At 28.8% G+C, this 25,052-nt stretch carries 22 protein-coding genes; 11 read left to right on the forward strand and 11 right to left on the reverse strand.

The genetic code is table 11. From position 1 onward, the window contains the following. Positions 1–31: 31 nt before the first annotated feature. Entirely contained in the window at positions 32–547 is a 516-nt protein-coding gene (locus tag AXE80_RS13470; RefSeq protein WP_068828244.1) for an RNA polymerase sigma factor, read from the reverse strand. A gap of 83 nt (positions 548–630) precedes the next feature. Here AXE80_RS13470 and AXE80_RS13475 point away from each other — a divergent pair, with 83 nt between their 5' ends. The 5 genes from AXE80_RS13475 (at position 631) to AXE80_RS13495 (ending at position 5,252) form a co-directional block, all read left to right on the forward strand. Then, positions 631–1,503: a hypothetical protein gene (locus AXE80_RS13475; protein WP_157359410.1), complete on the forward strand. Its 873-nt coding sequence runs from the start codon at positions 631–633 to the stop codon at positions 1,501–1,503. 86 nt (positions 1,504–1,589) lie between these two features. After that, positions 1,590–1,952 (forward strand): hypothetical protein, encoded by a 363-nt coding sequence (locus AXE80_RS13480; RefSeq protein WP_068828250.1) that lies wholly within the window; start codon positions 1,590–1,592, stop codon positions 1,950–1,952. A gap of 145 nt (positions 1,953–2,097) precedes the next feature. After that, positions 2,098–3,111, forward strand: coding sequence for a hypothetical protein (locus tag AXE80_RS13485; protein WP_068828252.1), 1,014 nt, complete (start codon positions 2,098–2,100; stop codon positions 3,109–3,111). 18 nt (positions 3,112–3,129) lie between these two features. Next, positions 3,130–4,488: a sensor histidine kinase gene (locus tag AXE80_RS13490; RefSeq protein ID WP_157359411.1), complete on the forward strand. Its 1,359-nt coding sequence runs from the start codon at positions 3,130–3,132 to the stop codon at positions 4,486–4,488. A gap of 5 nt (positions 4,489–4,493) precedes the next feature. After that, positions 4,494–5,252 (forward strand): LytR/AlgR family response regulator transcription factor, encoded by a 759-nt coding sequence (locus AXE80_RS13495; protein WP_068828256.1) that lies wholly within the window; start codon positions 4,494–4,496, stop codon positions 5,250–5,252. Between the two features lie 226 nt (positions 5,253–5,478). On the opposite strand, the gene AXE80_RS13500 is transcribed toward AXE80_RS13495, so the two are convergent. The 3 genes from AXE80_RS13500 to ybeY all read right to left on the reverse strand — a co-directional run bounded on the left by AXE80_RS13500 (position 5,479) and on the right by ybeY (position 9,021). Continuing rightward, positions 5,479–6,486 carry a class I SAM-dependent methyltransferase gene (locus AXE80_RS13500; RefSeq protein WP_068828258.1) on the reverse strand — a complete coding sequence of 336 codons (1,008 nt, stop codon included), beginning with the start codon at positions 6,484–6,486 and terminating at the stop codon, positions 5,479–5,481. Positions 6,487–6,662: 176 nt separating this feature from the next. Continuing rightward, positions 6,663–8,540: a tRNA uridine-5-carboxymethylaminomethyl(34) synthesis enzyme MnmG gene (gene mnmG, locus AXE80_RS13505; protein WP_068828260.1), complete on the reverse strand. Its 1,878-nt coding sequence runs from the start codon at positions 8,538–8,540 to the stop codon at positions 6,663–6,665. 67 nt (positions 8,541–8,607) lie between these two features. Next, on the reverse strand, positions 8,608–9,021 hold the full coding sequence (gene ybeY, locus AXE80_RS13510) for an rRNA maturation RNase YbeY (RefSeq protein WP_068828262.1): 414 nt from the start codon (positions 9,019–9,021) through the stop codon (positions 8,608–8,610). A gap of 143 nt (positions 9,022–9,164) precedes the next feature. Between ybeY and gltX the strand changes: the two genes are divergently transcribed. Together gltX and AXE80_RS13520 are read left to right on the forward strand one after the other, a co-directional pair. Next, positions 9,165–10,679 carry a glutamate--tRNA ligase gene (gltX, locus tag AXE80_RS13515; protein ID WP_068828264.1) on the forward strand — a complete coding sequence of 505 codons (1,515 nt, stop codon included), beginning with the start codon at positions 9,165–9,167 and terminating at the stop codon, positions 10,677–10,679. An 84-nt stretch (positions 10,680–10,763) separates the two neighbouring features. Then, positions 10,764–11,672: an SPFH domain-containing protein gene (locus AXE80_RS13520; RefSeq protein WP_068828266.1), complete on the forward strand. Its 909-nt coding sequence runs from the start codon at positions 10,764–10,766 to the stop codon at positions 11,670–11,672. A gap of 5 nt (positions 11,673–11,677) precedes the next feature. Here AXE80_RS13520 and AXE80_RS13525 read toward each other — a convergent pair whose 3' ends face one another. From AXE80_RS13525 to rnr, 5 genes are all read right to left on the reverse strand, one after another. Further along, positions 11,678–13,189 (reverse strand): DUF5723 family protein, encoded by a 1,512-nt coding sequence (locus AXE80_RS13525; RefSeq protein ID WP_068828268.1) that lies wholly within the window; start codon positions 13,187–13,189, stop codon positions 11,678–11,680. A gap of 36 nt (positions 13,190–13,225) precedes the next feature. Continuing rightward, positions 13,226–13,798 carry a DUF975 family protein gene (locus AXE80_RS13530; RefSeq protein WP_068828271.1) on the reverse strand — a complete coding sequence of 191 codons (573 nt, stop codon included), beginning with the start codon at positions 13,796–13,798 and terminating at the stop codon, positions 13,226–13,228. Between the two features lie 61 nt (positions 13,799–13,859). After that, positions 13,860–14,048, reverse strand: a complete 189-nt coding sequence (locus AXE80_RS13535) for a Sec-independent protein translocase subunit TatA/TatB (RefSeq protein ID WP_068828274.1) — start codon at positions 14,046–14,048, stop codon at positions 13,860–13,862. Between the two features lie 59 nt (positions 14,049–14,107). Then, positions 14,108–14,770 carry a GIN domain-containing protein gene (locus tag AXE80_RS13540; RefSeq protein WP_068828276.1) on the reverse strand — a complete coding sequence of 221 codons (663 nt, stop codon included), beginning with the start codon at positions 14,768–14,770 and terminating at the stop codon, positions 14,108–14,110. Positions 14,771–14,814: 44 nt separating this feature from the next. Beyond that, a complete protein-coding gene (gene rnr / locus AXE80_RS13545) occupies positions 14,815–17,025 on the reverse strand; it encodes a ribonuclease R (RefSeq protein WP_068828277.1) in 2,211 nt (736 codons plus the stop codon). Positions 17,026–17,724: 699 nt separating this feature from the next. Between rnr and AXE80_RS13550 the strand changes: the two genes are divergently transcribed. Together AXE80_RS13550 and rpiB are read left to right on the forward strand one after the other, a co-directional pair. Then, on the forward strand, positions 17,725–19,032 hold the full coding sequence (locus AXE80_RS13550) for an NAD(P)/FAD-dependent oxidoreductase (protein ID WP_068828278.1): 1,308 nt from the start codon (positions 17,725–17,727) through the stop codon (positions 19,030–19,032). A gap of 44 nt (positions 19,033–19,076) precedes the next feature. Continuing rightward, positions 19,077–19,511 carry a ribose 5-phosphate isomerase B gene (gene rpiB, locus AXE80_RS13555; protein WP_068828279.1) on the forward strand — a complete coding sequence of 145 codons (435 nt, stop codon included), beginning with the start codon at positions 19,077–19,079 and terminating at the stop codon, positions 19,509–19,511. 220 nt (positions 19,512–19,731) lie between these two features. Here the strand turns inward: rpiB and AXE80_RS13560 are convergent, their stop codons facing one another. Further along, complete coding sequence (locus tag AXE80_RS13560) at positions 19,732–21,966, reverse strand: tetratricopeptide repeat protein (RefSeq protein WP_068828282.1); 2,235 nt, start codon at positions 21,964–21,966, stop codon at positions 19,732–19,734. 63 nt (positions 21,967–22,029) lie between these two features. Further along, positions 22,030–22,989 carry a formylglycine-generating enzyme family protein gene (locus AXE80_RS13565; protein WP_083194682.1) on the reverse strand — a complete coding sequence of 320 codons (960 nt, stop codon included), beginning with the start codon at positions 22,987–22,989 and terminating at the stop codon, positions 22,030–22,032. Between the two features lie 75 nt (positions 22,990–23,064). On the opposite strand from AXE80_RS13565, the gene AXE80_RS13570 reads away from it, so the two are divergent. Then, a complete protein-coding gene (locus tag AXE80_RS13570; RefSeq protein WP_068828290.1) occupies positions 23,065–23,511 on the forward strand; it encodes a deoxycytidylate deaminase in 447 nt (148 codons plus the stop codon). Continuing rightward, positions 23,495–25,051, forward strand: coding sequence for a S41 family peptidase (locus tag AXE80_RS13575; protein ID WP_068828292.1), 1,557 nt, complete (start codon positions 23,495–23,497; stop codon positions 25,049–25,051). The genes AXE80_RS13570 and AXE80_RS13575 overlap by 17 nt, the downstream gene beginning before the upstream one ends. Position 25,052: the final 1 nt, after the last annotated feature.

Genomic DNA, 25,052 nt, shown 5'->3' on the forward strand with positions numbered 1-25,052 from the left:
TACCCTACTCTATTTTTTGATTTTTAGGGATTTAAATATTTTTTCCGATACTTTTTCTAAGTTTTACCAAAGCACCATGCATTCTTTTTTCTACTGCTTTAACAGATATCCCTAACATTTCTGCTATTTCTCTATATTTTTTGCTTTCTATTCTATTTAATAAAAAGACCTCTCTTTCACCAGGAGTTAAATCATCAATAGCCAATTGGAGTTTGTCCATAAACTCTTTTTCTTCTAACAAAAAATCTGGACTTTCTATATTGCTATCATCTTTACTGTTGTGTTGCTCGTATTTTAATTTTACTTTAAAATGAGCCACTTCATTTAAAAACTGATGATTGGCAATGGTATATAAATAAGATTTTGCTTTTTCAAAAATCACCTTTGCACAATTGTTCCAAAGTTTAATAAAAGATTCTTGAACTAAATCATTTGCTCTATCGGCATCACCACATTTAAAGTACATAAAACTGTAAAGAGATTTGCTGTACTTTTTATATATGGATTCATATACTTTAGCTTCGCAAACAGATATTTTTTTAGACATTTAATAAAATAATTAGCTTTAAAGGTAGGGTAATTGTAAAAATAGCGGTTTCAGTTATATAAACCTTAAAAAAATTAAATATCATGAAAATCACAAAAACATTAGTTGCAATACTTTTTTCGGCTAGCATCATGGTTAGCTGTTCAGAAAGCACATCAGACATTAGTACCGAAGACAGCTCTATAACATCATCAGAGGAGTTGACATCAGAAGAATTATCAACAGCTTTAAAAACCGTTATTATTAATTACCCAGTAACTGCCGTTAATGATGATGATACTACCCAAGAAGTTAATTCGGATGAAGAATTAGAAGAAGTTATTACTAGAAATAATAGACCTAATATTGAATTCCCTTTTGATATTACTATTGATGGAGAAATTATTACCATTGAAAATATTAGAGATTTAAAAGAACTTGTTAAAAGGCCAGTACGCAGAAGGCCTCCTTTTAAATTAGTGTTTCCGGTAACAGTTATTAACGAAGATTTATCTACTACAGAAATTGCTGATAGCGAAGCGATGAAAGCTTACAAAGATGGTTTAGATGAAGGAGTAAAACCTACTTTACAATTCCCTATTTCTATTGAAGAAAAAGATGGAACTATTATAGAAATGGCTGATGAAGATGCTTTAGAAGCTTATATTACAGAGCAAAGAGAGGAAATTAAAAATGACAGAGCAGATGCTAACAGACCTCCTTTTAAATTGGTTTTTCCTATAACAGTTATTAACGAAGATTTATCTACTACAGAAATTGCTGATAGCGAAGCAATGAAAGCTTATAAAGATGGTTTAGAAGAAGGAGTAAAACCAACATTGCAATTCCCTATTTCTATTGAAGAAAAAGATGGAACTATTATAGAAATGGCTGATGAAGATGCTTTAAAAACCTATTTACAAGAAAACAGACCAGAAAGAAAAAACAAAGGAAATAGACCTAATAGAAGAAATTAATCACTTTTATTTTTTAAAATTAAATCCCTGCAAAATATACCTTGCAGGGATTTTTGTTTTTAATCACCTTTGTAAAAATTAAAAATATGGTTCTTTCTATTTTATCTTTTTTATTTATTTCTTTTGGATATTCTTTGTTTGAAAAACTAAAAGATAAAAAAGGATATACCTCTTTTTTAGACCATCATTTAAAACAAGAAAAATTAGCCAATTTCTTTTGGTGGTTTTTAGTATTTATAAACAGCATTACTACCCTATTTTTAATTTTAGGAATTTTCTCTTTGATTTTTAATTTTCAGCTATTCCCAATTCTTATTGTTTTTAAAATTTGTGTTCTTAATATTCTAATTTTACTAATTGGTCAAAGAATAGCAGGAGATTTTCAGGGAGCAGCCAATTTGGGAATTTATATGATTTTAACCATTTTAGGATGGTATTTAATTATATGATTATCTACTAAATACTCATTTAAAACAGTTAAATTCTAATTTAAGCAAGCATATTATATTTAAGTACTTTACTTTAGTCAAAAAGTACTTAACCATGAAGAAATATTTTTTTATTGTTTGTTTCCTCTGTTTTTGTCATCATTTTGTGGCACAAAAAATTATTAATAACCCAGATTGTGTTGCTAATAATATAAGTGGTTCTGTTACCAAAATTGAGCTTACTGATAAAGAAACTATTTTACATCTTCATATTAGAGGGAATTTAGGAGGTTGGATTGCCATTCCTAAAGAAACATATATAGAAAACTCAGGAGATGGCGAAAAAAGATTATACATTACTAAAACAGAAGGAATTACTTTAACAGGTAGAAATTATTTTACAAACTCCGACGAGAAAAGGTTTAAACTATATTTTCCTCCTTTACCAAAAGAAATCAAGCAAATAAATTATGGGGAATCAAACGTTGGAGGAAACTGGTTTATTTATAAGTTAGACTTAACCAAAGACGGAAAGAATTTTATCACAAAAAACAACAAGCCTTTTGTGATTGGTAATCCTATGCCCGATAAAATTACCATTACAAAAACAAATAATAAAAACTTAGATATAAAAACGCTTAACACTAGCGATTTACCTAAAGATTTTTTTGGCAATTGGTACGATAAATATGGTACTTTATTAATGATTACTACTCCAGATTATATTGTGTCTGACAACAGAATTAAATACTATTTAAATATTGAAAAAATAGGAACCCACAAATACAAAATACTTACAACATCTAACGCTATTGAAATACTTAGTTTAGATGATGAAACCATAACCATTAGAACCAATAGATTACTTAGCTTACACAAAAAGAAAAACAAACAAAAAGTTCCTGATTTTATCAAAGGAAAATGGACTCACTGGGATGGAGTAAAAGAAATTACAATTACTGATGATTATTTTTACAACAACGATAAAGATTATCATGGAGCTTATAGAGAAACTATTAAAAACAAAATAGATTGGATTGCTAGCTCTGATAACAAAGAAATATTTTGGTTTGTTCTTTATCATCAAGGAGATTATAACATCTATTTTATCAAAAAAATTAATGATGAATACGTTTTACAACCTAGAGGTTTTGCAGATGCCAAATACATAAAAAATTAACATTTAACTCAACATCTTTTGAACCTTAAAAAAGTTTTATTCCCTATTTTGTTAATGCTTTTCCCTATCTATTTATTAGGGCAAAGAGTAAGTTTATTACCTACACATTTTCCAAAAAATATTTATGGAACTTGGATAAATAACAAAACAGATATTAGCCTTATAATTACTCCAGAATATATTGTTATTCAGAATGAACTTTATGGTTACAACGAAATTGTAAAGGAGCAAAACAGTTTAGATTTTACTTGCGTAAACAACTATAACAACGACATAAAATACATCAATATAAATATTTTAGACTCTAATAATATTGTGTTAGATGAAGGTTATAAAATTTCTAAACTCACCAAACTTAACCACAACTTTTCTAAAATAATTCCTAGTATTTTACGAGACTTTTGGTTTAACGATAACAGTAAAATTGAATTAACCAAAAACAAAATTCTTTTTAAAGATCAATCATATAATGTAGATTATGTGGCAAGTTCTAATAAATTCAATTATCAAATAATTATATACAACAACAGCGAATACACTTTATTACATAATTATATTAATGATCATGGACATTTTTTAAATGCAAATTTTTTAAAAACAGAAGTCTACAAAAAAGCTACTTTTTACCAAACTCATAAACGTAAAATTCTAGTTTTTATCCTTTTATTCTCTTTAACTATTGGATATTTTTTAGTTCAGTGGAAAATAAATATTTCTAAAAAAAGAGAAGTAAACAAGCGCTTAATGGTAGAAATGCAATTAAAAAGTATTCGTTCTCAAATGAATCCACATTTTTTATTTAATGCCTTAAGTGCCATTCAAAACCTAATAAACAGAGGTGATAACGAAAAAGCAAATCATTATTTAACCGAGTTTTCGCAATTAATGAGGTTAACTTTAGACAAAAGCGAAAAAGGATTGGTTCCTTTAGATGATGAAATCAAATCCATCAAAAAATATTTAGAAATAGAAAAATTACGCTTTTCTTTTGATTACAAAATAGAGGTAGATCAAAATATCAATAGTCAAGAAATAGAAATTCCTGCCATGTTAATTCAGCCTATTGTAGAAAATGCTATTATTCATGGATTACACCAAAAAGAAGGAACTAAAAATTTATGGATTGAGTTTAAAATAAAAAACCATCATTTAATTTGTACCGTTACAGACAACGGAGTAGGAATTCATAAAACCCATCAAAAAGATGGAGTAGATTTAAACAGACAAAAATACGGATTGAAATTAGCTAAGGATAGAATTAAATTAATAAATGAGAGTTATCAAACTCAAGGAAAAATTAGCATGGTAGATTTATCCGATAAAAACGCTGATGAAACTGGTACGCAAGTAATTATTTCTATGCCCATAAAATATTAAAACCGATGATGATTAATTGTATTTTAATTGATGACGAAGTTCATAATTTAGAAAATTTAGAATGGCTGTTAAACAAAAATTGTCCACTGGTAAATATTGTAGGCAAAGCAAATTCTGCCAAAGAAGGAATAGAATTAATTAAACAACATCAGCCAGATTTGGTGTTTTTAGACATAGAAATGCCTCATAAAAATGGTTTTGCTATGTTAGAAAGTATAGACCATATTAATTTTGAGGTCATTTTTGTAACCGCCTACAATCAATATGCATTAAAAGCCATTAAATTTTGTGCTTTAGATTATTTAATGAAACCTGTTGCAATTCAAGATTTAAAAGAAGCTGTTAATAGGGTAGAAAATATTATTTCCAAAAAAAATGAAAATCAGAAATTAAAAATTTTGGTAGATAATTTTAGCAACAATCATCAAACCAAAAAAATTGCTTTACCCACTTCTGAGGAATTATTTTTTGTAGCTATAGATGAAATTATAAGATGTAAAAGTGAAAATAATTACACTGTTTTTTACCTTATTAATGGCGATACAATTTTAGTGTCTAAAACTTTAAAAGAATGGGATGATTTATTGTCTTCGCATCATTTTATAAGAACACATCAGTCTCACTTAATTAATAGTATACATGTAAAATCTTATGTTAAAAAAGATGGTGGATATATTTTAATGAACGACGACTCTACAATAAGTGTATCTAGAAATAAAAAAGAGGATATTTTAAACAAACTAGCATCGTTACATAAATTCTAAATTGATAATATTTTAATTATCAAAACACGAAACTACTCGTTACTTTATTTTTTATCTGATTTTGGTTTATGAAGAAAAAATCTATATATAAATAAAATCTATATCATTTTATTTTCCAATAACAAAAACCCTTTAAAAAACAATCTTTTTTAAAGGGTTTTTAAGCAATATTATTAAAACAACCACAAAACACACCTAATAGATGTAAAAACAGGCTTAAAAGTGATTATAATTCGTTTTTCATGTTTCTAAGCAAGTAAATTAAAGAAGAATACTCTCCAGTGCTTTTTGCAGATCTATTTGACTTAATTCCATTAATAATTGCCTTGATAAAATTCTTTTTACCTGTTTTATATTCTTCGCTTAAAAGAGAAACATAAAAGGCATCAAATTTCATAGGAATGGTTTTTACCACTTTCATTAATTCTGTAGCAAACAATCTGTGAATAGAAGTTTGAGAAAAATGCCATAAATGTCTTGGTACATCAAAAGCTGCCCAATACTCTTTGTAAAATTCAGCATCGTAACTTTTGTAATTTGGAACGGCAATTACCAAAACACCATCTGGTTTTAATAATTGTTTTAATCTGTAAATATACATATCCAAATCATGCACATGCTCTAAAACATGCCACATGGTAATTACGTCAAATTTATAAGGTTTGTTTTCTGGTGTATAATCATCACTAAACTTTAAAACTTCTTTTTCTATATTTTTAGTTTCGTGTTCTGCATGATGATATAATTTTGTTTGCTTATAGCTTTGTTTATAATCTAAATCTTTTTCTTCTCCAGCAAAATCATCTTCAAAAAAAGCGTGTAAATCAGAATAAATATAAGTTCCTTTATTTAGTTTTTCTAAACCTTTTTCTCTTGCTTTTTCACTAGGTTCTATTCCGGTTACCTTCCACCCTGCTTGTTGGCATACTTTTAAAAAATCTCCAGTTCCACATCCAATATCTAAAACATTTTTTTCTTCAACAGGAAAAGAATTTAAAAGTTCTAACTTTTTATTTAACGTATATTTTTTAACCAAACTGTACACAACTTCTGTTACAGATTTTTTACGATCTGTATGAGAGATATAATTTTCAGTTTCGTAATACTTTCCTAAATTTTCTTTTTTAGGTCTAGGATTGGTAATCAATAAATCAATCCTATCATCTAATAACAATTCAAAATTTTCTTTTGAAACTGAAAAATCTTTGGTTTTTAAATAAGTTTCTAATGCCATTATTTATATAATCATTAAACAAATAATATTGTTTTTTCCTCTTTAATCTACCCTCAAATATAGTTTCAAAAAAGAGAGTCAACAACAAAAAACATTTTATTTTAAAATAAAATACCGACACTTTTTAAAGCATCGGTATTAAATATTTACATCTTGTTCCACGTGGAACTTATATTTTATCGCCCCATATAAACTAACAAAACAGAAACATCTGATGGAGAAACTCCACTAATTCTACTTGCTTGAGAAATGGTTACAGGTTGAATTTTAGTTAATTTTTGTTGAGCTTCAATAGATAAAGATTTTACTTTATAATAGTCAAAACTTTTAGGAATAGATATATTTTCTAAACGTTGAAGTTTATCAGCATTATTCTTTTCTTTTTCTATATAACCAGCATATTTAACTTTTACCTCGGCTTGTTCAATCGCTTCTGCATCTATATTATTTTCTTCAACAAATTGAGCTACACCTGGAAAAGTTACAACATCTTTAAAATCAATTTGTGGTCTAGAAGCAACCTTAAACATCTTTACAGATTGGTTGATAACAGCAGAACCTTTAGCTTCTAAAATAGGATTTATATCAGCAGGTTTAATACTGGTTTCTTCTAAAAACTGAACCAATAAATCAGATTTTTTTACCTTTTCTTTTACTCTTTCTAAACGCTCATCAGAAGCCAATCCAATAGCATTTGAAATTGGAGTTAAACGAATATCAGCATTATCTTGTCTTAATAAAGTTCTGTACTCTGCTCTAGAGGTAAACATTCTATAAGGCTCTTCCGTTCCTTTTGTAATTAAATCATCAATTAAAACCCCTATATAAGCCTCATCTCTTTTTAAAATAAAAGGAGGTCTTTGTTGCACTTTTAAAGCAGCATTAATACCCGCCATTAATCCTTGCGAAGCTGCTTCTTCATAACCAGTAGTACCATTAATTTGTCCTGCAAAAAACAAATTCTTTACCAACTTAGTTTCTAAAGTATGTGTTAATTGCGTTGGTGGAAAATAATCATACTCTATCGCATAACCATAACGTAAGAATTTTACATTTTCAAAACCAGCAACTTTACGCAAAGCTTTATCTTGAACATCTTCTGGTAAAGATGTAGAAAAACCATTTACATAAATTTCAACTGTATTCCATCCTTCAGGTTCTACAAAAATTTGATGTCTATCTTTAGTAGCAAAACGATCAATTTTATCTTCTATAGAAGGACAATATCTTGGACCTGTAGATTGAATTCTACCATTAAACATTGGAGACCTATCAAAACCAGAACGCAATAAATCATGTACTTCTTGAGAAGTATAACTCATATAACAAGAACGTTGTTCAGTTAATGGTTTTGTAATTGGTAAATAAGAAAATTTTTCAGGATTTTCATCCCCAGGTTGTTCTATCATTTTAGAAAAATCCAAAGAACGTGCATCAACTCTTGGAGGTGTTCCTGTTTTCATTCTTCCAGCTTCAAAACCAACTTTTACTAAATCTTCGGTAATACCTGTAGAAGCACTTTCACCAGATCTTCCTCCTCCAAAAGATTTTTCACCAATATGAATCAATCCATTTAAAAAAGTACCTGCAGTAATAATTACAGATTTTGCTTTTATATCGAAACCTAAACCAGTTTTTACACCTTTAATTTCTCCATCTTCTATAATCAAACCTTTGATCATATCCTGATAAAAATCTAAATTATCAGTTTGCTCTAACATATTTCTCCACTCCTCTGCAAAACGCATTCTGTCAGACTGAGCTCTTGGACTCCACATAGCAGGTCCTTTAGATTTGTTAAGCATCTTAAATTGTATAGCAGTTTTATCTGTAACAATTCCACTATACCCACCTAACGCATCAATTTCTCTTACAATTTGTCCTTTAGCAATTCCTCCCATTGCAGGATTACAACTCATTTGCGCAATGTTTTGCAAACTCATGGTAACCAACAAAGTTTTAGAACCCATGTTAGCAGCAGCAGCAGCAGCTTCTGAACCAGCATGTCCAGCTCCAACAACAATTACATCATAAGTATCGGTAAATAAACTCATATATTTATTCAATTTAATATTGATAAAAACATCAATATTGATTTTTGTTCCACGTGGAACAATAAATTTATTTTTCTAAAACAGTTATATATTGTTCTTCTTTTAAACGCATCTGTTTAGCATCCTCATCGGTCTTATCTTTAAAACCACAATAATGCAAAACACCATGAATAATAACTCTTGGTAATTCCTCATCAAAAGAAATTTTTAAATCCTTGGCATTATCTTTTACCCTTTCTACAGAAATAAAAATATCACCAGAAATTAGTTTACCCATAGTATAATCAAAACTAATAATATCAGTTAAAGTGTCGTGATCTAAGAATTCTACATTCAATTTATGTAAATATTCATCATCACAAAAAATATAATTGATATCTCCTTCTTCAAAACCTTCGTTAGCAATAGTTTCAGAGATCCAAGAACTATATTTTTCTTCATTAACTAATTCAAAATCAGTTTCATAATTAAAAACAATCATATACCAAATTTAGTTTTGCAAAGGTAGTAAAAAGGATAATACCATAATACACAATAAAATAAAGTATATATAATTAATAATTTAAGAGATAAAGTATATTTGCAAGCAATAAAAACAACCAAACAATTCTAAAAATCACCATCATGGAAAATGTACGTGTACGCTTTGCACCAAGTCCAACAGGACCTTTACATATTGGAGGAGTAAGAACAGCATTATTTAATTATTTATTTGCTAAAAAAAACAATGGAACATTTGTATTAAGAATTGAAGATACAGACCAAACTAGGTATGTAGCAAATGCAGAAAAATATATTATTGATGCTTTAGATTGGTGTGGAATTCCTTTTGATGAAGGTCCAGGAAAAAACGAAAAATTTGGTCCATACAGACAATCAGAAAGAAAAAATCTTTATAAAAAATATGCTGATGCTTTGGTAGCAAGTAACCAAGCATATTATGCTTTTGATACTGCAGAAGAATTAGATTCTTTAAGAAAAGAAGCAGAAGAAAATAAATCAGTTTTTGTTTATAACAACGTTTCACGTGAAACCTTAAACAATTCTATCCATTTATCTAAAGAAGAAGTTGATCAAAAATTGGCTAATGGAGATAAATATGTAATACGTTTTAAAACTCCAAAAGATCAAAAATTGATTTTGGATGATATGATTCGTGGAGAAATAATTATTGATACCAATACTTTAGATGATAAAATTTTGTTTAAATCTGATGGGATGCCAACCTATCATTTAGCAAATATTGTAGATGATCATTTAATGCAAATAAGTCATGTAATTCGTGGTGAAGAATGGTTACCTTCACTTCCACTTCATAGTTTATTATATGAAGCTTTTGGTTGGATTGCTCCAAAATTTGCACACTTACCGTTAATTTTAAAACCAGTTGGTAAAGGAAAATTAAGTAAGAGAGATGGAGATAAATTAGGATTCCCAGTATTTCCATTAGAATATACAAACCAAGAAACCAATGAAGTTTCTAGAGGATATAAAGAAGATGGTTATTTTAACGATGCTTTTATAAACATGTTAGCCTTATTAGGATGGAATCCTGGAACAGAGCAAGAAATATTTTCTTTAGAAGAATTGGTAAAAGAATTTGATATCAAACGTGTTTCTAAATCGGGAGCTAAATTTAGTGCAGATAAAACTAAGTGGTTTAATCAGCAATACATGCAAGAGAAAAATGACGATGAAATAGCAAGTGAATTTGTAAAATTATATCAAAATGAATTAAAAGATTTTGATTTAAGCTTTGTTACAAAAGTAGTTTCTCAAGTGAAGGAAAGAGCAGTTTTTACAAAAGATTTATGGGATTTAGCAGATTACTATTTTGTGAATCCAACATCATACGATGAAAAAGCAGCCAAAAAACAATGGAAGCCAGATACCAAAGATATTATGTTAGAGGTTAAAGAAATCATTAAAGAAATTGAAGATTTTTCAAGTTTAACCATTGAAACAAAAGTTAAAGAATATCTAACCGAAAAAGAATTAGGATTTGGAAAAGTAATGCCTCCTTTAAGATTATGTATTGTTGGAGAAATGAAAGGTCCTCACCTATTTGATATTATTGAAATGATAGGTAAAGAAAAAAGCTTATTAAGAATTGATAATGCAATTGAAAAATTAGCTTAATTACAACATTGAAAAAATAAAAGCCCTGAGTTAAAACTCAGGGCTTTTTTGTTTATAAAACAGTATCTTTAAAAGAAAAAAATCATGATATCAACTTATACAATAGTAGCACTAATCGTCATTATATTAGTGTTAGGAATTTTTACAGTAAAACAACAAACCACAGCTATTATAGAAAGGTTTGGAAAATTTGTAGGAACGAGACAAGCGGGTTTAAATTTTAAAATTCCTTTTATTGATAAAATTGCAGGTAGAGTTAGTTTAAAAATTCAGCAATTAGATGTATTGGTAGAAACCAAAACCAAAGATGATGTTTTTGTACAGATGAAAATATCAGTACAATTTCAAATTCAAAGAGAAAAAGTAGAAGATGCTTTTTACAAATTACAAAATCCGCATGACCAGATAACAGCATATATTTTTGATGTCGTACGTGCAGAAGTACCTAAAATGAAGTTAGATGATGTTTTTGAGAAAAAAGATGACATTGCTTTAGCCATAAAAAGAGAATTAAAAGAAGCTATGTTAAGTTACGGATATGACATTGTAAAAGCTTTAGTAACAGATATAGATCCTGATGCACAAGTAAAAGCAGCAATGAACAGAATTAATGCTGCAGAACGTGAAAAAATTGCCGCTCAATTTGAAGGAGATGCGCAACGTATTTCTATAGTAGAAAGAGCCCGTGGTGAAGCCGAAAGCAAACGTTTACAAGGAAAAGGTATTGCAGATCAACGTAGAGAAATTGCTCGTGGTTTAGAAGAATCTGTAGATGTGTTAAACAAAGCTGGAATTAACAGTCAAGAAGCTTCTGCATTAATTGTTATCACCCAACATTACGATACATTACAATCTATAGGATCTGAAAGTAACAGTAATTTAATTTTATTACCTAACAACCCAAATGCAGCTAGTAGTATGTTAAATGATATGGTTACAAGTTTAGTTGCTGCCAATAAAATTAAAGAGAGTTCTAATAAAACAAAAGAATAACTTTATCAATTGCTTATCTGCTTTTCTTTTAATTTAGGAGGGTGGATAAGCTGATAATCCAAAGAATTTTTATATTGTTTATTTACTTTTTTATTGTACACAGGAATTTTTATCCCTAAAAAAAAATCACCTTCTTTAGAATAAGTAGTTAGGTTCGTAAATAATGATGAACTACCAACAAAAAAATATCCTGTTCTAAAACCAATTCCTGCTTTAAAAATTCCAAACCTATTAATACTTACAGGTAAAAAAGCAGAAAAATGTTTAGATTCGTAACGAGGACTAACAACAAAATTTGATATATATTTTATTTGTTTTCTACTGCTATTGCTCAACATATAAACATCAACATTTGAATTGATAAAGTAATTTTTTAAAATATTATAATCAACATTTATTCTTGCGGTGGTGGGTAAAAAATAAGTTTGACTTGTAGTTTTTAACGAAGTAATATGAATATAATCTCTAATGTTAAAAGTGTAATTTTCACTATCCAAATTAACATTAATCAGATTTGGATTTTCTGAATTTGTCCTAACATTATTATATTTTAAAAAACCTAAATCGGTAATTGCCACTCCTATTTTATAAGAATATGGGGCTTTGCTATAATAAACACTTCCATTATCATCTCTTAAATTAATAGGAAATGTTTTGTTTCTTTTTTCATAAACAAAACCAAAATCTAATCCCATTCCAAAATTTGCTCCCAAACGTGAATAAGAATTGGTTGCTTTACCTGTAAAATTTAAAGTACTGTTTTCAGGATCATCTTCATCATAATTAAAATCTAATTTTAAATCATCAGAATAAACAGCAACCTTTCTGATACCTCTTAAAAGTTTTAAGGTAAAACCAAATTTTAGAAAATCATTAGCAGTTTGTTTTGCTATTCCTGCATAAGAAAAACCAATTTCTGCCCACGAAAAAACTTGTGAAGAATTGGTACTGTTTATAGCTAATTGATTCATAAACTCATTTAATTCATCTTTAGAATCAAAATCCTTATTTACAAACATCTTATCTAAAATTTGATTGTATAATTTGGTATTTAAATTAAAAGCATGACCATATGTTTTAATACTACTAGAAAACGCAACAGCATTATAATTATTAATAGTCCATAAAAAAGAAGGCCCTAAAACAACAGCATTTCCATAAAAATTACTGTTTTCAGATGTACTTTTGGATATTAAATATTTATTGATGTTTCCTATTCCAAAACTAGACTCTAATTTTCTATTGTATTTATAAGCACTATAAGTAGGTTTAATATCATTTAGACCAAAATTTAAATCACCTAAAACTTTAAAAGGATCTAAGGAATAATAATTATTACCTGCATTGGCATTAAAAGAAAGTATATTAACATCATATTGATAAGGTGTATCTAAGATGTTGGCAGGATTAAGCAATACGGTTTGTATCCCAGAATAGTTATCTATAAAACCAATTGGACTTTGACTAAATAATGAACTACTGAGTAAAAAAAAATAGCTAAATATCTTATTTACCATAACTTAACAAAGTTATGAAAACAAAATGGCTAAAAATTACTTCTTTAAACTATTGTAAAAATTAGCAAAAACTACATATTGTATCGGAGCAATTAACAAGGTTAATAAAACCAAGTTTAAAAGGATTAATACAACAGATATTAGTACAAAAATTAAGAATAAGTATACCAACTTAATCTCGTTACCTTTAATCATTTCTTTACTTAACTTAAAGATTTCTAAAGGTTCTAAGTTTGGATTTTCTACTAAAATAAAGAAAGATTGAGATAGCCAAATAGCAATAATAATTCCTGGAACTATAAAACAAATCAATCCTAAAGCAATAAATAACATAGAAAGTAAAAAAACACCTAATGAATGTTTAAAATAGTTAAATCCATCAAAAATATAATTAAGTTTTACTGGTTGTTTACTTGCAATACATAAAGTTACTTTTGATACCCCAGCCCTTAAAGCACCAGATAAAAGAAGTAATAATAACATCCCAATAGTTTTATCGTACTGAATAAAAACAGGCAATAAACTCAAAGGCATTGATGCTAATAATGCTGTACTCCAAAACCCTTTTAAATCTTGAAAAGATTTTTTTAATATATCTATATTAGTCATTTATATAAATAAAAAAACCTACTCTTTCGAATAGGTATATTTTTTAAATAAGAAACAATAATTATTTATTGTCTTCTTCTTTTTTGTTGTCTTCTTCTTTGGTAGCTTTTTTAAATTCTTTAATTCCACCACCAAGTCCTTTCATCAACTCAGGAATTTTTCTACCTCCAAACAATAATAATACTATTACTGCTATAATAATCCACTCATTCATTCCCATTATTCCTAGGGATATATTTAAAACATTCATTTTAATAAATTTTAAATCGTTGACAAATATACAATAAATAATAATGAAATTAATTTATACTAATCCTTTTTACGTATAACTTTTCCTAAGAAAGTTTTTTCGTTTACTGAGTATGGATTTCCTATATAAACTATTTCAGCTTTAAATTTAGCATTGGCATCTAAAAACTCACTTACGTTAATTCCTACTTGAGATGCTTTAGCTTCTACAAAAGCTTTTTTACTTTTAAAATTAAAAGCATCGTAAAAACATTTGCTTCCAACCTTAATTTTTTGACTTTCTGTAATCCCTTTTAAGACAAAATTACTACCTAAGCTTAGGTTTGCTATAAAATCTTCAGTTTTTACGCTTAAAACAGCTTTAACATTGTTAACAGCTTCTATTTCTAAAAATTTTTCGTTTATAGTATCTTTTGAACTTAGTTCAACCAAATTGGCCAATTTTAAATATCTCAAACCTGGTTGATAATAAATTTTAACTCTTAAGTCACTTTTAAATTTTTTATCTATTGATGTAGATAATTTTAATTCTTGTTCAAGATTATTGATGGATAATTTTTCTAAATCTTTACCAGTAACTTCAATTTTACAACTATCTGATGAAATTAATTCAACTTGCATAGCGCTACTAATGTTAATAGATTTAAATGATGTTAAATCTTTTTTTAAGTCTTGAGCAAAAATAATGTTTGAGATAAACAGTAATAAAAACAATTGCCTCATATTGCTAAAATTATTTTGATTTGAATAAACAAGAATATCAAAAACTATTCCTCAATCAAATAAAAATCTAAATGTTTACGTTCTAAATCGGCATTTTTTACTTTAATCCAAACTTCATCCCCTAACCTATAAATTTCACCATATTTTCTACCAATTAAAGCATATTCATCTTGATCAAAAACAAAATGATCACTGGTAATATCTCTAGTTCTTACCATTCCTTCACATTTATTTTCCATCACTTCTACATAAATCCCCCACTCAGTAACTCCAGAAATAACTCCTTTAAAAGCTTTTCCTGTAAAGTTTTGCATGTATTTAATCTGCATGTATTTAATAGAATCTCGTTCTGCTTTGGCAGCCAACATTTCCATTTCTGAAGAATGGGCACATTTTTCTTCGTACTCTTCTGCAGATACAGATTTTCCTTTATCTAAATAATGTTGTAATAATCTATGTGCCATCACATCAGGATAACGTCTAATAGGTGATGTAAAATGACTATAATAATCAAAAGCCAAACCGTAATGTCCTATATTTTCTGTGGTATATTCTGCCTTACTCATGGTACGTATAGTTAAGGTTTCTACCATGTTAGATTCTGCTTTACCATGCACATCACTCAACAATTTATTTAAAGATGCCGTAGTGGATTTTCTAGATTTGGTATTGATTGCATATCCAAATTTTTGAACCAAATTTCCTAATGCTTCTAATTTATCAACATTAGGTTCGTCATGCGTTCTATAAATAAAAGTTTTTTTGGCAGCACCAGCTTTGGTTTTCCCAACAAACTCGGCTACTTTTCTGTTAGCCAATAACATAAATTCTTCAATCAATTTATTGGCATCTTTAGATTCTTTAAAGAAAACCCCAATTGGATTGGCATTTTCATCTAAATTAAATTTGGTTTCAATTTTATCAAAAGCCAAAGCTCCAGATTTCATACGTTTACCACGCATAATTTTTGCCAAAACATCCATTTTTAAAATGGCTTCGGATATGTTAGGATCTACTTCGTAAGCTTCATCAGTAATAGAAATTTCAGCCGGAATGGTATGGATTTTTTCTTCTGGCTGTTCTATCACTACTTGCGCTTCTTCATAAGCAAATCGTTTGTCAGAATAAGTAACAGTTCTTCCGTACCATTCTTTTTTAATTTCTGCTTTATCATTCAACTCAAACACCGCAGAAAACGTTAATTTTTCTTCATTCGGACGTAAAGAACAAACTCCATTTGATAACATTTCTGGCAACATAGGTACTACCCTATCTACCAAATAAACAGAAGTTGCACGGTTGTAAGCTTCTTCATCTAAAATAGAATTTTCGGCAACATAATGAGAAACATCAGCAATGTGAATTCCAATCTCATAATTTCCATTTTCTAATTTTTGAAAAGACAAAGCATCATCAAAATCTTTGGCATCACGTGGATCTATGGTAAATGTTAACACATCTCTCATATCTCTACGTTTGCTAATTTCTTCTTCGGTAATAGTTACATCTAATTTTTCTGCAGCAGCTTCTACTTCAGGTGGAAACTCATAAGGCAAATCGTACTCTGCTAAAATGGCATGAATTTCTGTATTGTGTTCACCAGCTTGTCCTAAAACTCTAGTAATTTCTCCAAAAGGATTTTTTGCATCTCCAGACCAATCGGTAATTTTAGCCACTACTTTATCACCATCAACAGCAGTTCCAATTTTATCTTTTGGAATAAAAATATCATTATTCATAGATCTGTCATCAGCCACTACAAAACCAAATCTGGCACTTAACTGTAAAGTTCCTACAAATTCAGATTTTTTACGCTCTAAAACCTCTACAACTTCTGCTTCTAATTTATTACGTTGTTTACGTTTATAAACATAAGCTTTAACAGTATCTCCATTTAAACCTCCGTTAACACTACTTTTATTGATGAAAGCATCGGTTTCAAAATCATCACAAATAAAATAAGCGTTTCCAGAACTAGTAACATCTAAAGTTCCAATATGATAGTTTTTAGAAGCATCTAAAATATATTTACCTCTATCTTCTTCTTTAATTTTTTTCTGAGCTTTTAATTCTTCTAACTTCAACAATAATTGTTGTTTAGCAGCATGATCTTCTAAACCAAGCTTAGCAGCAATTTGTTTATAGTTTAAAGGGTTTCCACTATTTTCATTCAACACTTTAAAAACCTTACGAGTAAGATCTTTAACCACTCCTCCTTTTTTCTTAAAAATACCTTTCTTTTTACTTCTTGGCATATAGTTTTATTTTCTAGGTTAAAGGTACAGCAAATAACAAGAAGTGTTGTTTAAGCTTTATAAAATTTCTGTAAAGCTTATCAACACTTATATAATATCTAATTTTTTCTTTTTTAAAATTTATAAAACAAATTATAGGGTATTATTAGCTGTTGATTTATACAATAAATAGATTTAATTTAATTTTGACTTTACGTTAATTTAACTTTATTAACAACTTATTAAATTTATAAGGAGTTTATAAATAAGGAATTAGTAGTAGTTATCCACAGTTGTTAATATCCGTTTTTTTACATTTTTTGGTGATAAAAAAGGAATTTTAAATTATTGATAAACCGTGAATAAATTGTTAATAACCGTTGGTAACTTTTTGGTAAATAAATTTGCTTTGTATTACTCCTCTCTTGTATTGTTTTTTTAACCTTAAAATCAAAATTTACTTTGCTTTTTTTAACCACATGTTATTAACATTTTTAAGGTTTTTATAATTACTTGATTTTTAAGGTTTTTTAGATAAGTTATTATATACGCTGTTAATAAGTGTTAATAATGTAAACTTTATAAACAAAATTCAATTTTATTAAAGATATGATAATATGTATTTATCTGTATATGAGTTGTTTATATTAAAAACACAAAATACATACATTAATAAGCATTACCATTTTGTATTTTTGCATTTTCTAATAAATAATTAACATGAATGTACCTAAATCAGATTTGCCAAGAGTTGTAGTTATTGGAGGAGGATTTGCTGGTCTTAATTTGGTAAAAAGATTAAGAAAACTCCCTATTCAACTGGTAATGATAAACAAGCATAATTACCATGCTTTTCAACCTTTATTATATCAAATTTCTACTAGTGGTATAGAGTCAGATTCTATTGCTTATCCTTTAAGGATGTTTATTAAAAAGCAACAAAATTTTTATTTTAGATTGGCTGATGTCAAAGAAATAGATCCAAATAACAAAATAATTAAAGCTGATATTGGTGAGTTGTCTTATGATTATTTAATCATCAACACAGGTACTAGAACCAATTATTTTGGAAATAAAGAAATAAAAAAACACTCAATGCCAATGAAAACCATTCCTCAGGCATTGAATTTACGTAGTTTAATATTACAAAATTTTGAACGTGCAACTGTAGAAACAGATATAGAAACTCAAAAGTTTTTATTAAACTTTGTAATTGTTGGTGCTGGTCCTACTGGAGTTGAGTTAGCAGGTGCTATTGCAGAGTTTAAAAAGAGTGTGTTACCTCTAGATTTTCCTGATTTAGATCCAGAATTAATGCAGATTAATTTATTAGAAGGTGCTGATAGAGTTTTACCTCCTATGAGTGAACACGCTTCAAAAAAATCTACTAAATTTTTAAAAGAATTAGGAGTACAAATTCACACTAGCACTATAGTAACTTCATACGATGGAAAATTAGCCACTACTAAAGATGGAAAAGAATTTGCTACACGTACTTTAATTTGGTCTGCAGGAGTTATTGCTAACAGAATTGATGGTTTTGCAGAAGAATGTTCAGAACCTCGTAGTCAAAGATATTTTGTAAACGAGTTTAACCAAATAAAAGGATTTAAAGATGTTTTTGCTTTGGGTGATGTAGCGTTAATGGAATCTAAAGATTATCCAAGAGGACATCCGCAAGTAGCTCAACCAGCTATTCAACAAGCAAATAATTTAGCTAAAAACTTTTCTAAAATTTTAAAAGGACAAGATGGTTTAAAACCTTTTGTTTATAAGGATAAAGGATCTATGGCAACCATAGGTAGAAACAAAGCTGTAGCCGATATTAAAAAATTAAAGTTTGGAGGATTTTTTGCTTGGTTTATATGGATGTTTGTTCACTTAATGTCTTTAGTTGGGTTTAGAAACAGATTGGTTATTTTTATTAGTTGGGTATATAATTACACCAATTATAACAAAGGATCTCGTTTAATTGTAAGAAGATATAGTGTAAGAAAACGTAGAGTAAGAACCAACGCAGAATTATAGTCTTTTTTTGCGTAAATTTGCTGTTAAATTATAAAATGAATATTATGAAAATAGCTATCGGAAACGATCATGCTGGTCCAGATTATAAAAAAGCCATTGTTGCCTTATTAGAAAAAAAAGGAATTGAAGTTGTAAACTATGGTACTGATACTTTTGATAGTGTAGATTATCCAGATCACGCTCATAAAGTTGCTAGTGATGTAGATACCAAAGTAGTAGATTTTGGAATCTTAATTTGTGGTTCTGCAAACGGTGTAGCTATGACAGCTAATAAATATCAAAACGTAAGAGCTGGATTGTGTTGGACAAAAGAAATTGTTTCTTTAGTAAGACAACATAACAACGCTAATGTATTGTGTATTCCTGCTCGTTTTACTGCGGTTGAACAAGCTATAGAAATGGTAGAAACTTTTTTAAATACTGAATTTGAAGGAGGTCGTCACCAAAATAGAGTAGATAAAATAGCTTGTGGTTGCTAATTACAAGAATTTAATAAATAAAAAAGCCTCTGAATTTTCAGAGGCTTTTTTTTATGTTAAAACTTATGTTTTTTTAATATTCTAAACCAAGGATTGTGTTGGTTTTTGTTCATGTAATTTATGGCATTTATTCTTTTTCTGGCAAACCAAACAAAGGCTTTTGTAGAACAAAAAACAATTCCTAAAACCAAAAAAGTAAATAACAATTCAAGTAACATTTTTATTGATTTAAAATATTGTAAAAGTTTTGATATTGCTGATTTGTTGGATCAATTTCAATCAGTTTTTTAGCATATTCTTTAGCCTTTACTTTTTGATTGGTTTCATTGTGTATATAAGCCATCAAATAAATTAAATCAGCATTGTTTTCACTTCTTTTTAATTGTGTGTCTAACACTGTAATTGCTTTTTTAGTTTGCTTATTTTTATAATATAACAATGATAAGTTATAAGCAATTCTATCATTTTCTGGCATAAATTTAAGTCCTTGCTCTAGTTGAATAATAGCTTCTTTAGGTCGTCCTAATTCATTTAACAACAAACCGTAATTATAATTGGTTAAACCATAACCAGGTTCTTGTTCTAAAATGGTTTTATAAGCTTCTTCAGACTTTTTATAATCCTTTACTTGATAATATAAATTAGCCAAAGTAGTTCGTACAATATTATTAATAGGATCTAATTTTAAAGCATCTTCTAAAGTATGAATTGCATTTTCTGTTTTTCCTTTGTTTAAGTAATATTGAGCACGTTTCATTCTACCACCAGAAAACTCTCCTGTAGCTTTTAAATAATTGGCAAATTCAACCTTTACTTTGTTGTAAAAATCTTTATACTCTTCTGGAATTTTAGAATAAGGAACACTACTTAAAGTAAAAAAAGCTTTTACTCTAACAGATCTTTTAGCATCTTTTAATAAAGGTAATACAGCTTTGTAATGCTCTGTACCTAAGTTTAAATCTGCTAATAAATCTACAGTAGCAGCTTTTACCATAGGAGAATCATCTTTTAAAAATTTTAATACTTCAGATACATTAATTTGTCCTCCATAATTTCTAAGGTTTGATACTGCCGAAGCTCTAGCTATGTTAGGATAAATAGTATCATGAGCTAAAATCATCAAACTATCTCTTCCTCCTACTTCACCTTTAATTCCTGGTGCTAGTTTATCAGAAAAATGATTCTTTTTAGGTTCTCCATATAATTTTACAAAGTTATCATACGCCCATTGATCGTCTTTATCTTTATGACATCCTGCACATGCATTTGGAGTTCCATACTTTAAACTTAAATCTGGTCTAGGAATTCTAAAACTATGATCTCTTCTAAAATCATTACCCATATAATATTTTCCAGGCATATGGCAGTTAATACACATAGCTTCTTCGGTTCCCATTTTGTGTTTGTGATGACTTTCTACATTAAAAGTAGCTCCATCATGGCATTGCATACACAATCTGTTATCATCAAATTTACGTTTGGTAGAATGTGGGTTGTGACAATCTTTACAACTAACACCATTGTGATACATTTTACTTTGTACAAAAGAACCATACACATAGTCTTCATCTAAAATTTGACCATCGGCATGATAAATAGGCTCGGTAATTAATTGAGGAAAATAATGATCTAAAAATGTTCCTTGTGGTGTGTGGTGTAAACTGATGTTTTCTCTTCTGGCATGGCAACGTGCACAAGCATCTACCAATTCTTTAGAGCCTAAACCAACCATTTGCATGGTACCATCGTTTTTGTAATTGTTTCCTTCTACAAGAGCGTTTTTTACATGGTCTTTTCCTGGTCCATGACAAGCTTCACAACTTACGTTAATAATGGCGTAATTGGTATTGTAGCTATGGTCTTTTTCGTTGTAATTTTTCTTTACATTGGTACTGTGGCAATCGGCACACATGGTGTTCCAATTCAGTCCTCCTCTACTCCAATGCAACCATTCTTTATGAACTACTTTAAAGTCTGGATATAAATCAAACCATTTCTTTTTTTGTACATCAAAAGCAGTTCTTAAACATTGGTATTGTCCATCGGGAAATAAAACAATGTACTGTTGAAGAGGTGTTAATCCAAAAGTGTAAATAATTTCATAATCATGATTGTTTCCATCACGTCCTTCGGTGTTTACATAAAATTTTCCCTCTTTTTGAAAAAAGGTAGAAGTAACACCTTGACTCTTAAAAACTTCTCCATTAAAAGGCGCAATAATACTTTGTCTATTGGCTTTTTGCATAGATTTATCATGATGAGATCCTTCCCAATCTTTAAATTGATTAGGATGACATTCTTTACATTTTTGACTTCCTACATAATGTTTGTTTGGAATACTATCTGTATTGGTAAAAATAGCATTAGGATCTATTTTTTGATAGGAACTCTCCTCCTTTTGTTTACAAGAAACAAGGATAATTGTAAATGTTAAAAGTAAAAATAAATGCTTCAAGTTTGTTGATGGTTTTTGTTGATGGTTTTTAGTTTTTTAACCTAAAACGCTACAACTATTTTATTATTCTGCAGATTTTGCACATCTGAATCCCATATTAAATATAGAAGAATCTACAGTGTTTTGACCTCTAAAAGTAGTAGTGTAACTTAATTCTAAAGCCTCATCATACATAAAAGAACCACCTCTAGTAACTTTAGTTTGCTCGCTTTTATTGTAAGGAATTTCATTACTATAAGGAGCAAAAGTTGTAGCTGTCCATTGCCAAACATTTCCTACCATATCATAAAGACCGCTTTTACTTTTAGGAAAAGTTCCAACTGGCGAAGTGTAAAAATAACCATCTTCTACTTTTTGATCTTGAATGGTTTTACCATCCCAAATATTAGCCATTGGTTTACCATCAACGCTTACAGTGTTTCCCCAAGGATATTTAATGTTTTCTCCATTTTTAGCAGCAAATTCCCACTCGTATTCTGTTGGTAATCTTTTTCCAGCCCAATTAGCATAAGCTGTAGCATCGTTCCAGCTGATATGGGTTACAGGATGATTATCAATAGCTTTTTCACCATTAGGTCCTAAAGGATATTCCCAATAAGTTCCTTTTAATAATTCCCAACGGAGGTTTTTAAAATCAAAAACACCAGAATCTCCATAGTTTTCAGCTTCGGTAACATAATTTGTAGCTTCTATAAATTTTCTAAAATCAGCAACAGTAACCAAATAAGTATCTAAATAAAAAGGAGCTATTTCTTTACTAAAAGCAGGGGTTTCAATAGGGGTTCTATCGTTAGCTCCAATGGTAATATTTCCTCCTTTAAAATAAATCATTTTAGAAGTATCTGCAGAAACTTCGTTTTTAGTATTGGCATTGTTTTCTATTTGTTCTATAGGTGCCGTAGTAGTTGTTTGTTCTTTTTTATTTTTGGTTTGGGTATTGCATGAAGTTAAAACAGCAATTGATAATAGGGATAATAAATATTTCATTGGATATAATTTTATAGCTAATGCAATATTATCCATTTATATCTAATTTTTTGTTAAGTTGTAGCAATAAGATACTATTTTTGTACAAAATACTTCTAAAAACAGGTTGATATGATTACTACGTTGGATGAAAAACAATTAAAGTATGATACTGCATATTTAAGAATGGCTTTTGAATGGGCAAAATTGTCACATTGTAAAAGAAAACAAGTAGGTGCTTTAATTGTAAAAGACCGTATGATTATTTCTGATGGATATAATGGAACACCAACTGGTTTTGAGAATTGTTGTGAAGATGATAATTATGACACCAAATGGACGGTGTTACATGCAGAGGCTAATGCTATTTTAAAAGTGGCTTCTTCAACTCAATCTACAAAAGACGCTACTTTGTATATTACTTTATCTCCTTGTAAGGATTGTAGTAAATTAATTCATCAATCTGGAATTAATAGAGTAGTTTACGCAAATGAATATAAAGACACCACTGGGATTGATTTTTTAAGAAAAGCAGGTGTTGAATTATTGAAATTAGATATTGATGAAGCAAAACAATAACCTTCCACTATTTATAGGAATTTCTATTGCCTTAGGAATTATTATAGGTAGTTTTTTTAACGTAAAAAACACAGGAACTTTTTATCCTGTAAGTTCTAATACTTCTAACGGTAAATTAAACACGGTTTTAAAATTTATTGAAAGCGAATATGTTGATGATGTAAATGTTGAAAAAATTACCGATGAAGTTATTTCTGATATTTTAGATAAGTTAGACCCCCACTCTACTTACGTTCCTAAAGAAATTCAGGCCTATACTCAAGAAACTATGAATGGAAATTTTGTAGGTATTGGAGTACAGTTTGTGGTTAAAAAAGATACTGTTGTAGTAGTTAAAGTTATTCCAGATGGTCCAAGTTTAAAGGCAGGATTAAGAGCTGGAGATAGATTAATTATGGCCGATAAAGATACTTTATACGGTAAAAATATTACTTCAGAAGATGTAGTCTCTAAATTAAAAGGGGAAGAAAATAGTCAGGTTTTAGTTAAAGTTTTTAGACCTGGAAACGATAAAACAATAGATTTTAACATCACAAGAGGTAAAGTAGCTATTAAAAGCGTTCCTGTTGCCTACAAAATAACAGATAGTTTAGGGTATATTAAATTGGTTCGTTTTGCCATGACTTCTTATGATGAATTTAAAACAGCTTTAAACAAATTACAAGAACAAGGAATTAAAGATTTGGTTTTAGATTTAAGAGGAAATCCTGGTGGATATATGCATATTGCCGACCAAATTTCTGATGAATTTTTAGCCGATGGAAAACTAATTGTTTATACAAAAAACAAAAAAGGACGTCAAAAAAATACAGTAGCCACTAGTAAAGGTTCTTTTGAAAAAGGACATATTTATGTTTTGGTAGATGAAAATTCGGCATCGGCAAGTGAAATTGTTTCTGGAGCTTTGCAAGATAATGATAGAGGAACCATTATTGGTCGTAGAACTTTTGGAAAAGGATTGGTACAACAAGAATTAGATTTTAATGATGGTTCTGCCATGAGGTTAACCATTGCCAGATACTACACTCCTACAGGTCGTTCTATTCAAAAACCTTATGGTGATGAAGATGGTTATGAAAATGAAGTTCTAAGCAGATATAAAAACGGAGAGCTGTTTAATAAAGACAGTATTAAAGTGATAGATTCTTTAAAATACACTACTCCAAAAGGAAAATTGGTTTATGGTGGCGGTGGAATTACTCCAGATGTTTTTATTCCTTTAGACACGCTTAATAGCGTTAATTTTGCTGAATTAAATATGATTAACAATTTTGTATATAGTTATATTGATAATCATAGAGATGAATTAAAAGTTTATAATAACAGTAACTTCATCAAAGATTTTAAAATTACAGCAGAGATTAAAAATGAATTTGATAAATATATAGTTCCTTATAAATTTAATAATCAAGAATTAGTAGATGATTTGCTAAAAGAAAATTTTGCAAATAGTTTAATGAGTGATGAAGTTTATTATCAATTAATTCAGAAAAGAGATCCGTATATTTTAAAAGTAATTGCATTAGAACAAAATCAATAAC

The organism is Wenyingzhuangia fucanilytica (assembly GCF_001697185.1).
In the GTDB taxonomy this organism is placed as follows: domain Bacteria; phylum Bacteroidota; class Bacteroidia; order Flavobacteriales; family Flavobacteriaceae; genus Wenyingzhuangia; species Wenyingzhuangia fucanilytica.

Bases quoted from the DNA above. Each gene is read 5' to 3' on its own strand.
- rnr (WP_068828277.1), bottom strand. From the start codon at position 17,025: ATGCCAAGAAGTAAAAAGAAAGGTATTTTTAAGAAAAAAGGAGGAGTG.
- ybeY (WP_068828262.1), bottom strand. From the start codon at position 9,021: ATGATTGTTTTTAATTATGAAACTGATTTTGAATTAGTTAATGAAGAA.
- AXE80_RS13535 (WP_068828274.1), bottom strand. From the start codon at position 14,048: ATGAATGTTTTAAATATATCCCTAGGAATAATGGGAATGAATGAGTGG.
- AXE80_RS13480 (WP_068828250.1), top strand. From the start codon at position 1,590: ATGGTTCTTTCTATTTTATCTTTTTTATTTATTTCTTTTGGATATTCT.
- AXE80_RS13530 (WP_068828271.1), bottom strand. From the start codon at position 13,798: ATGACTAATATAGATATATTAAAAAAATCTTTTCAAGATTTAAAAGGG.
- AXE80_RS13540 (WP_068828276.1), bottom strand. From the start codon at position 14,770: ATGAGGCAATTGTTTTTATTACTGTTTATCTCAAACATTATTTTTGCT.
- AXE80_RS13565 (WP_083194682.1), bottom strand. From the start codon at position 22,989: ATGGATAATATTGCATTAGCTATAAAATTATATCCAATGAAATATTTA.
- AXE80_RS13575 (WP_068828292.1), top strand. From the start codon at position 23,495: ATGAAGCAAAACAATAACCTTCCACTATTTATAGGAATTTCTATTGCC.
- AXE80_RS13475 (WP_157359410.1), top strand. From the start codon at position 631: ATGAAAATCACAAAAACATTAGTTGCAATACTTTTTTCGGCTAGCATC.
- AXE80_RS13520 (WP_068828266.1), top strand. From the start codon at position 10,764: ATGATATCAACTTATACAATAGTAGCACTAATCGTCATTATATTAGTG.
- AXE80_RS13525 (WP_068828268.1), bottom strand. From the start codon at position 13,189: ATGGTAAATAAGATATTTAGCTATTTTTTTTTACTCAGTAGTTCATTA.
- AXE80_RS13570 (WP_068828290.1), top strand. From the start codon at position 23,065: ATGATTACTACGTTGGATGAAAAACAATTAAAGTATGATACTGCATAT.
- rpiB (WP_068828279.1), top strand. From the start codon at position 19,077: ATGAAAATAGCTATCGGAAACGATCATGCTGGTCCAGATTATAAAAAA.
- gltX (WP_068828264.1), top strand. From the start codon at position 9,165: ATGGAAAATGTACGTGTACGCTTTGCACCAAGTCCAACAGGACCTTTA.
- AXE80_RS13470 (WP_068828244.1), bottom strand. From the start codon at position 547: ATGTCTAAAAAAATATCTGTTTGCGAAGCTAAAGTATATGAATCCATA.
- AXE80_RS13550 (WP_068828278.1), top strand. From the start codon at position 17,725: ATGAATGTACCTAAATCAGATTTGCCAAGAGTTGTAGTTATTGGAGGA.
- AXE80_RS13500 (WP_068828258.1), bottom strand. From the start codon at position 6,486: ATGGCATTAGAAACTTATTTAAAAACCAAAGATTTTTCAGTTTCAAAA.
- AXE80_RS13495 (WP_068828256.1), top strand. From the start codon at position 4,494: ATGATGATTAATTGTATTTTAATTGATGACGAAGTTCATAATTTAGAA.
- mnmG (WP_068828260.1), bottom strand. From the start codon at position 8,540: ATGAGTTTATTTACCGATACTTATGATGTAATTGTTGTTGGAGCTGGA.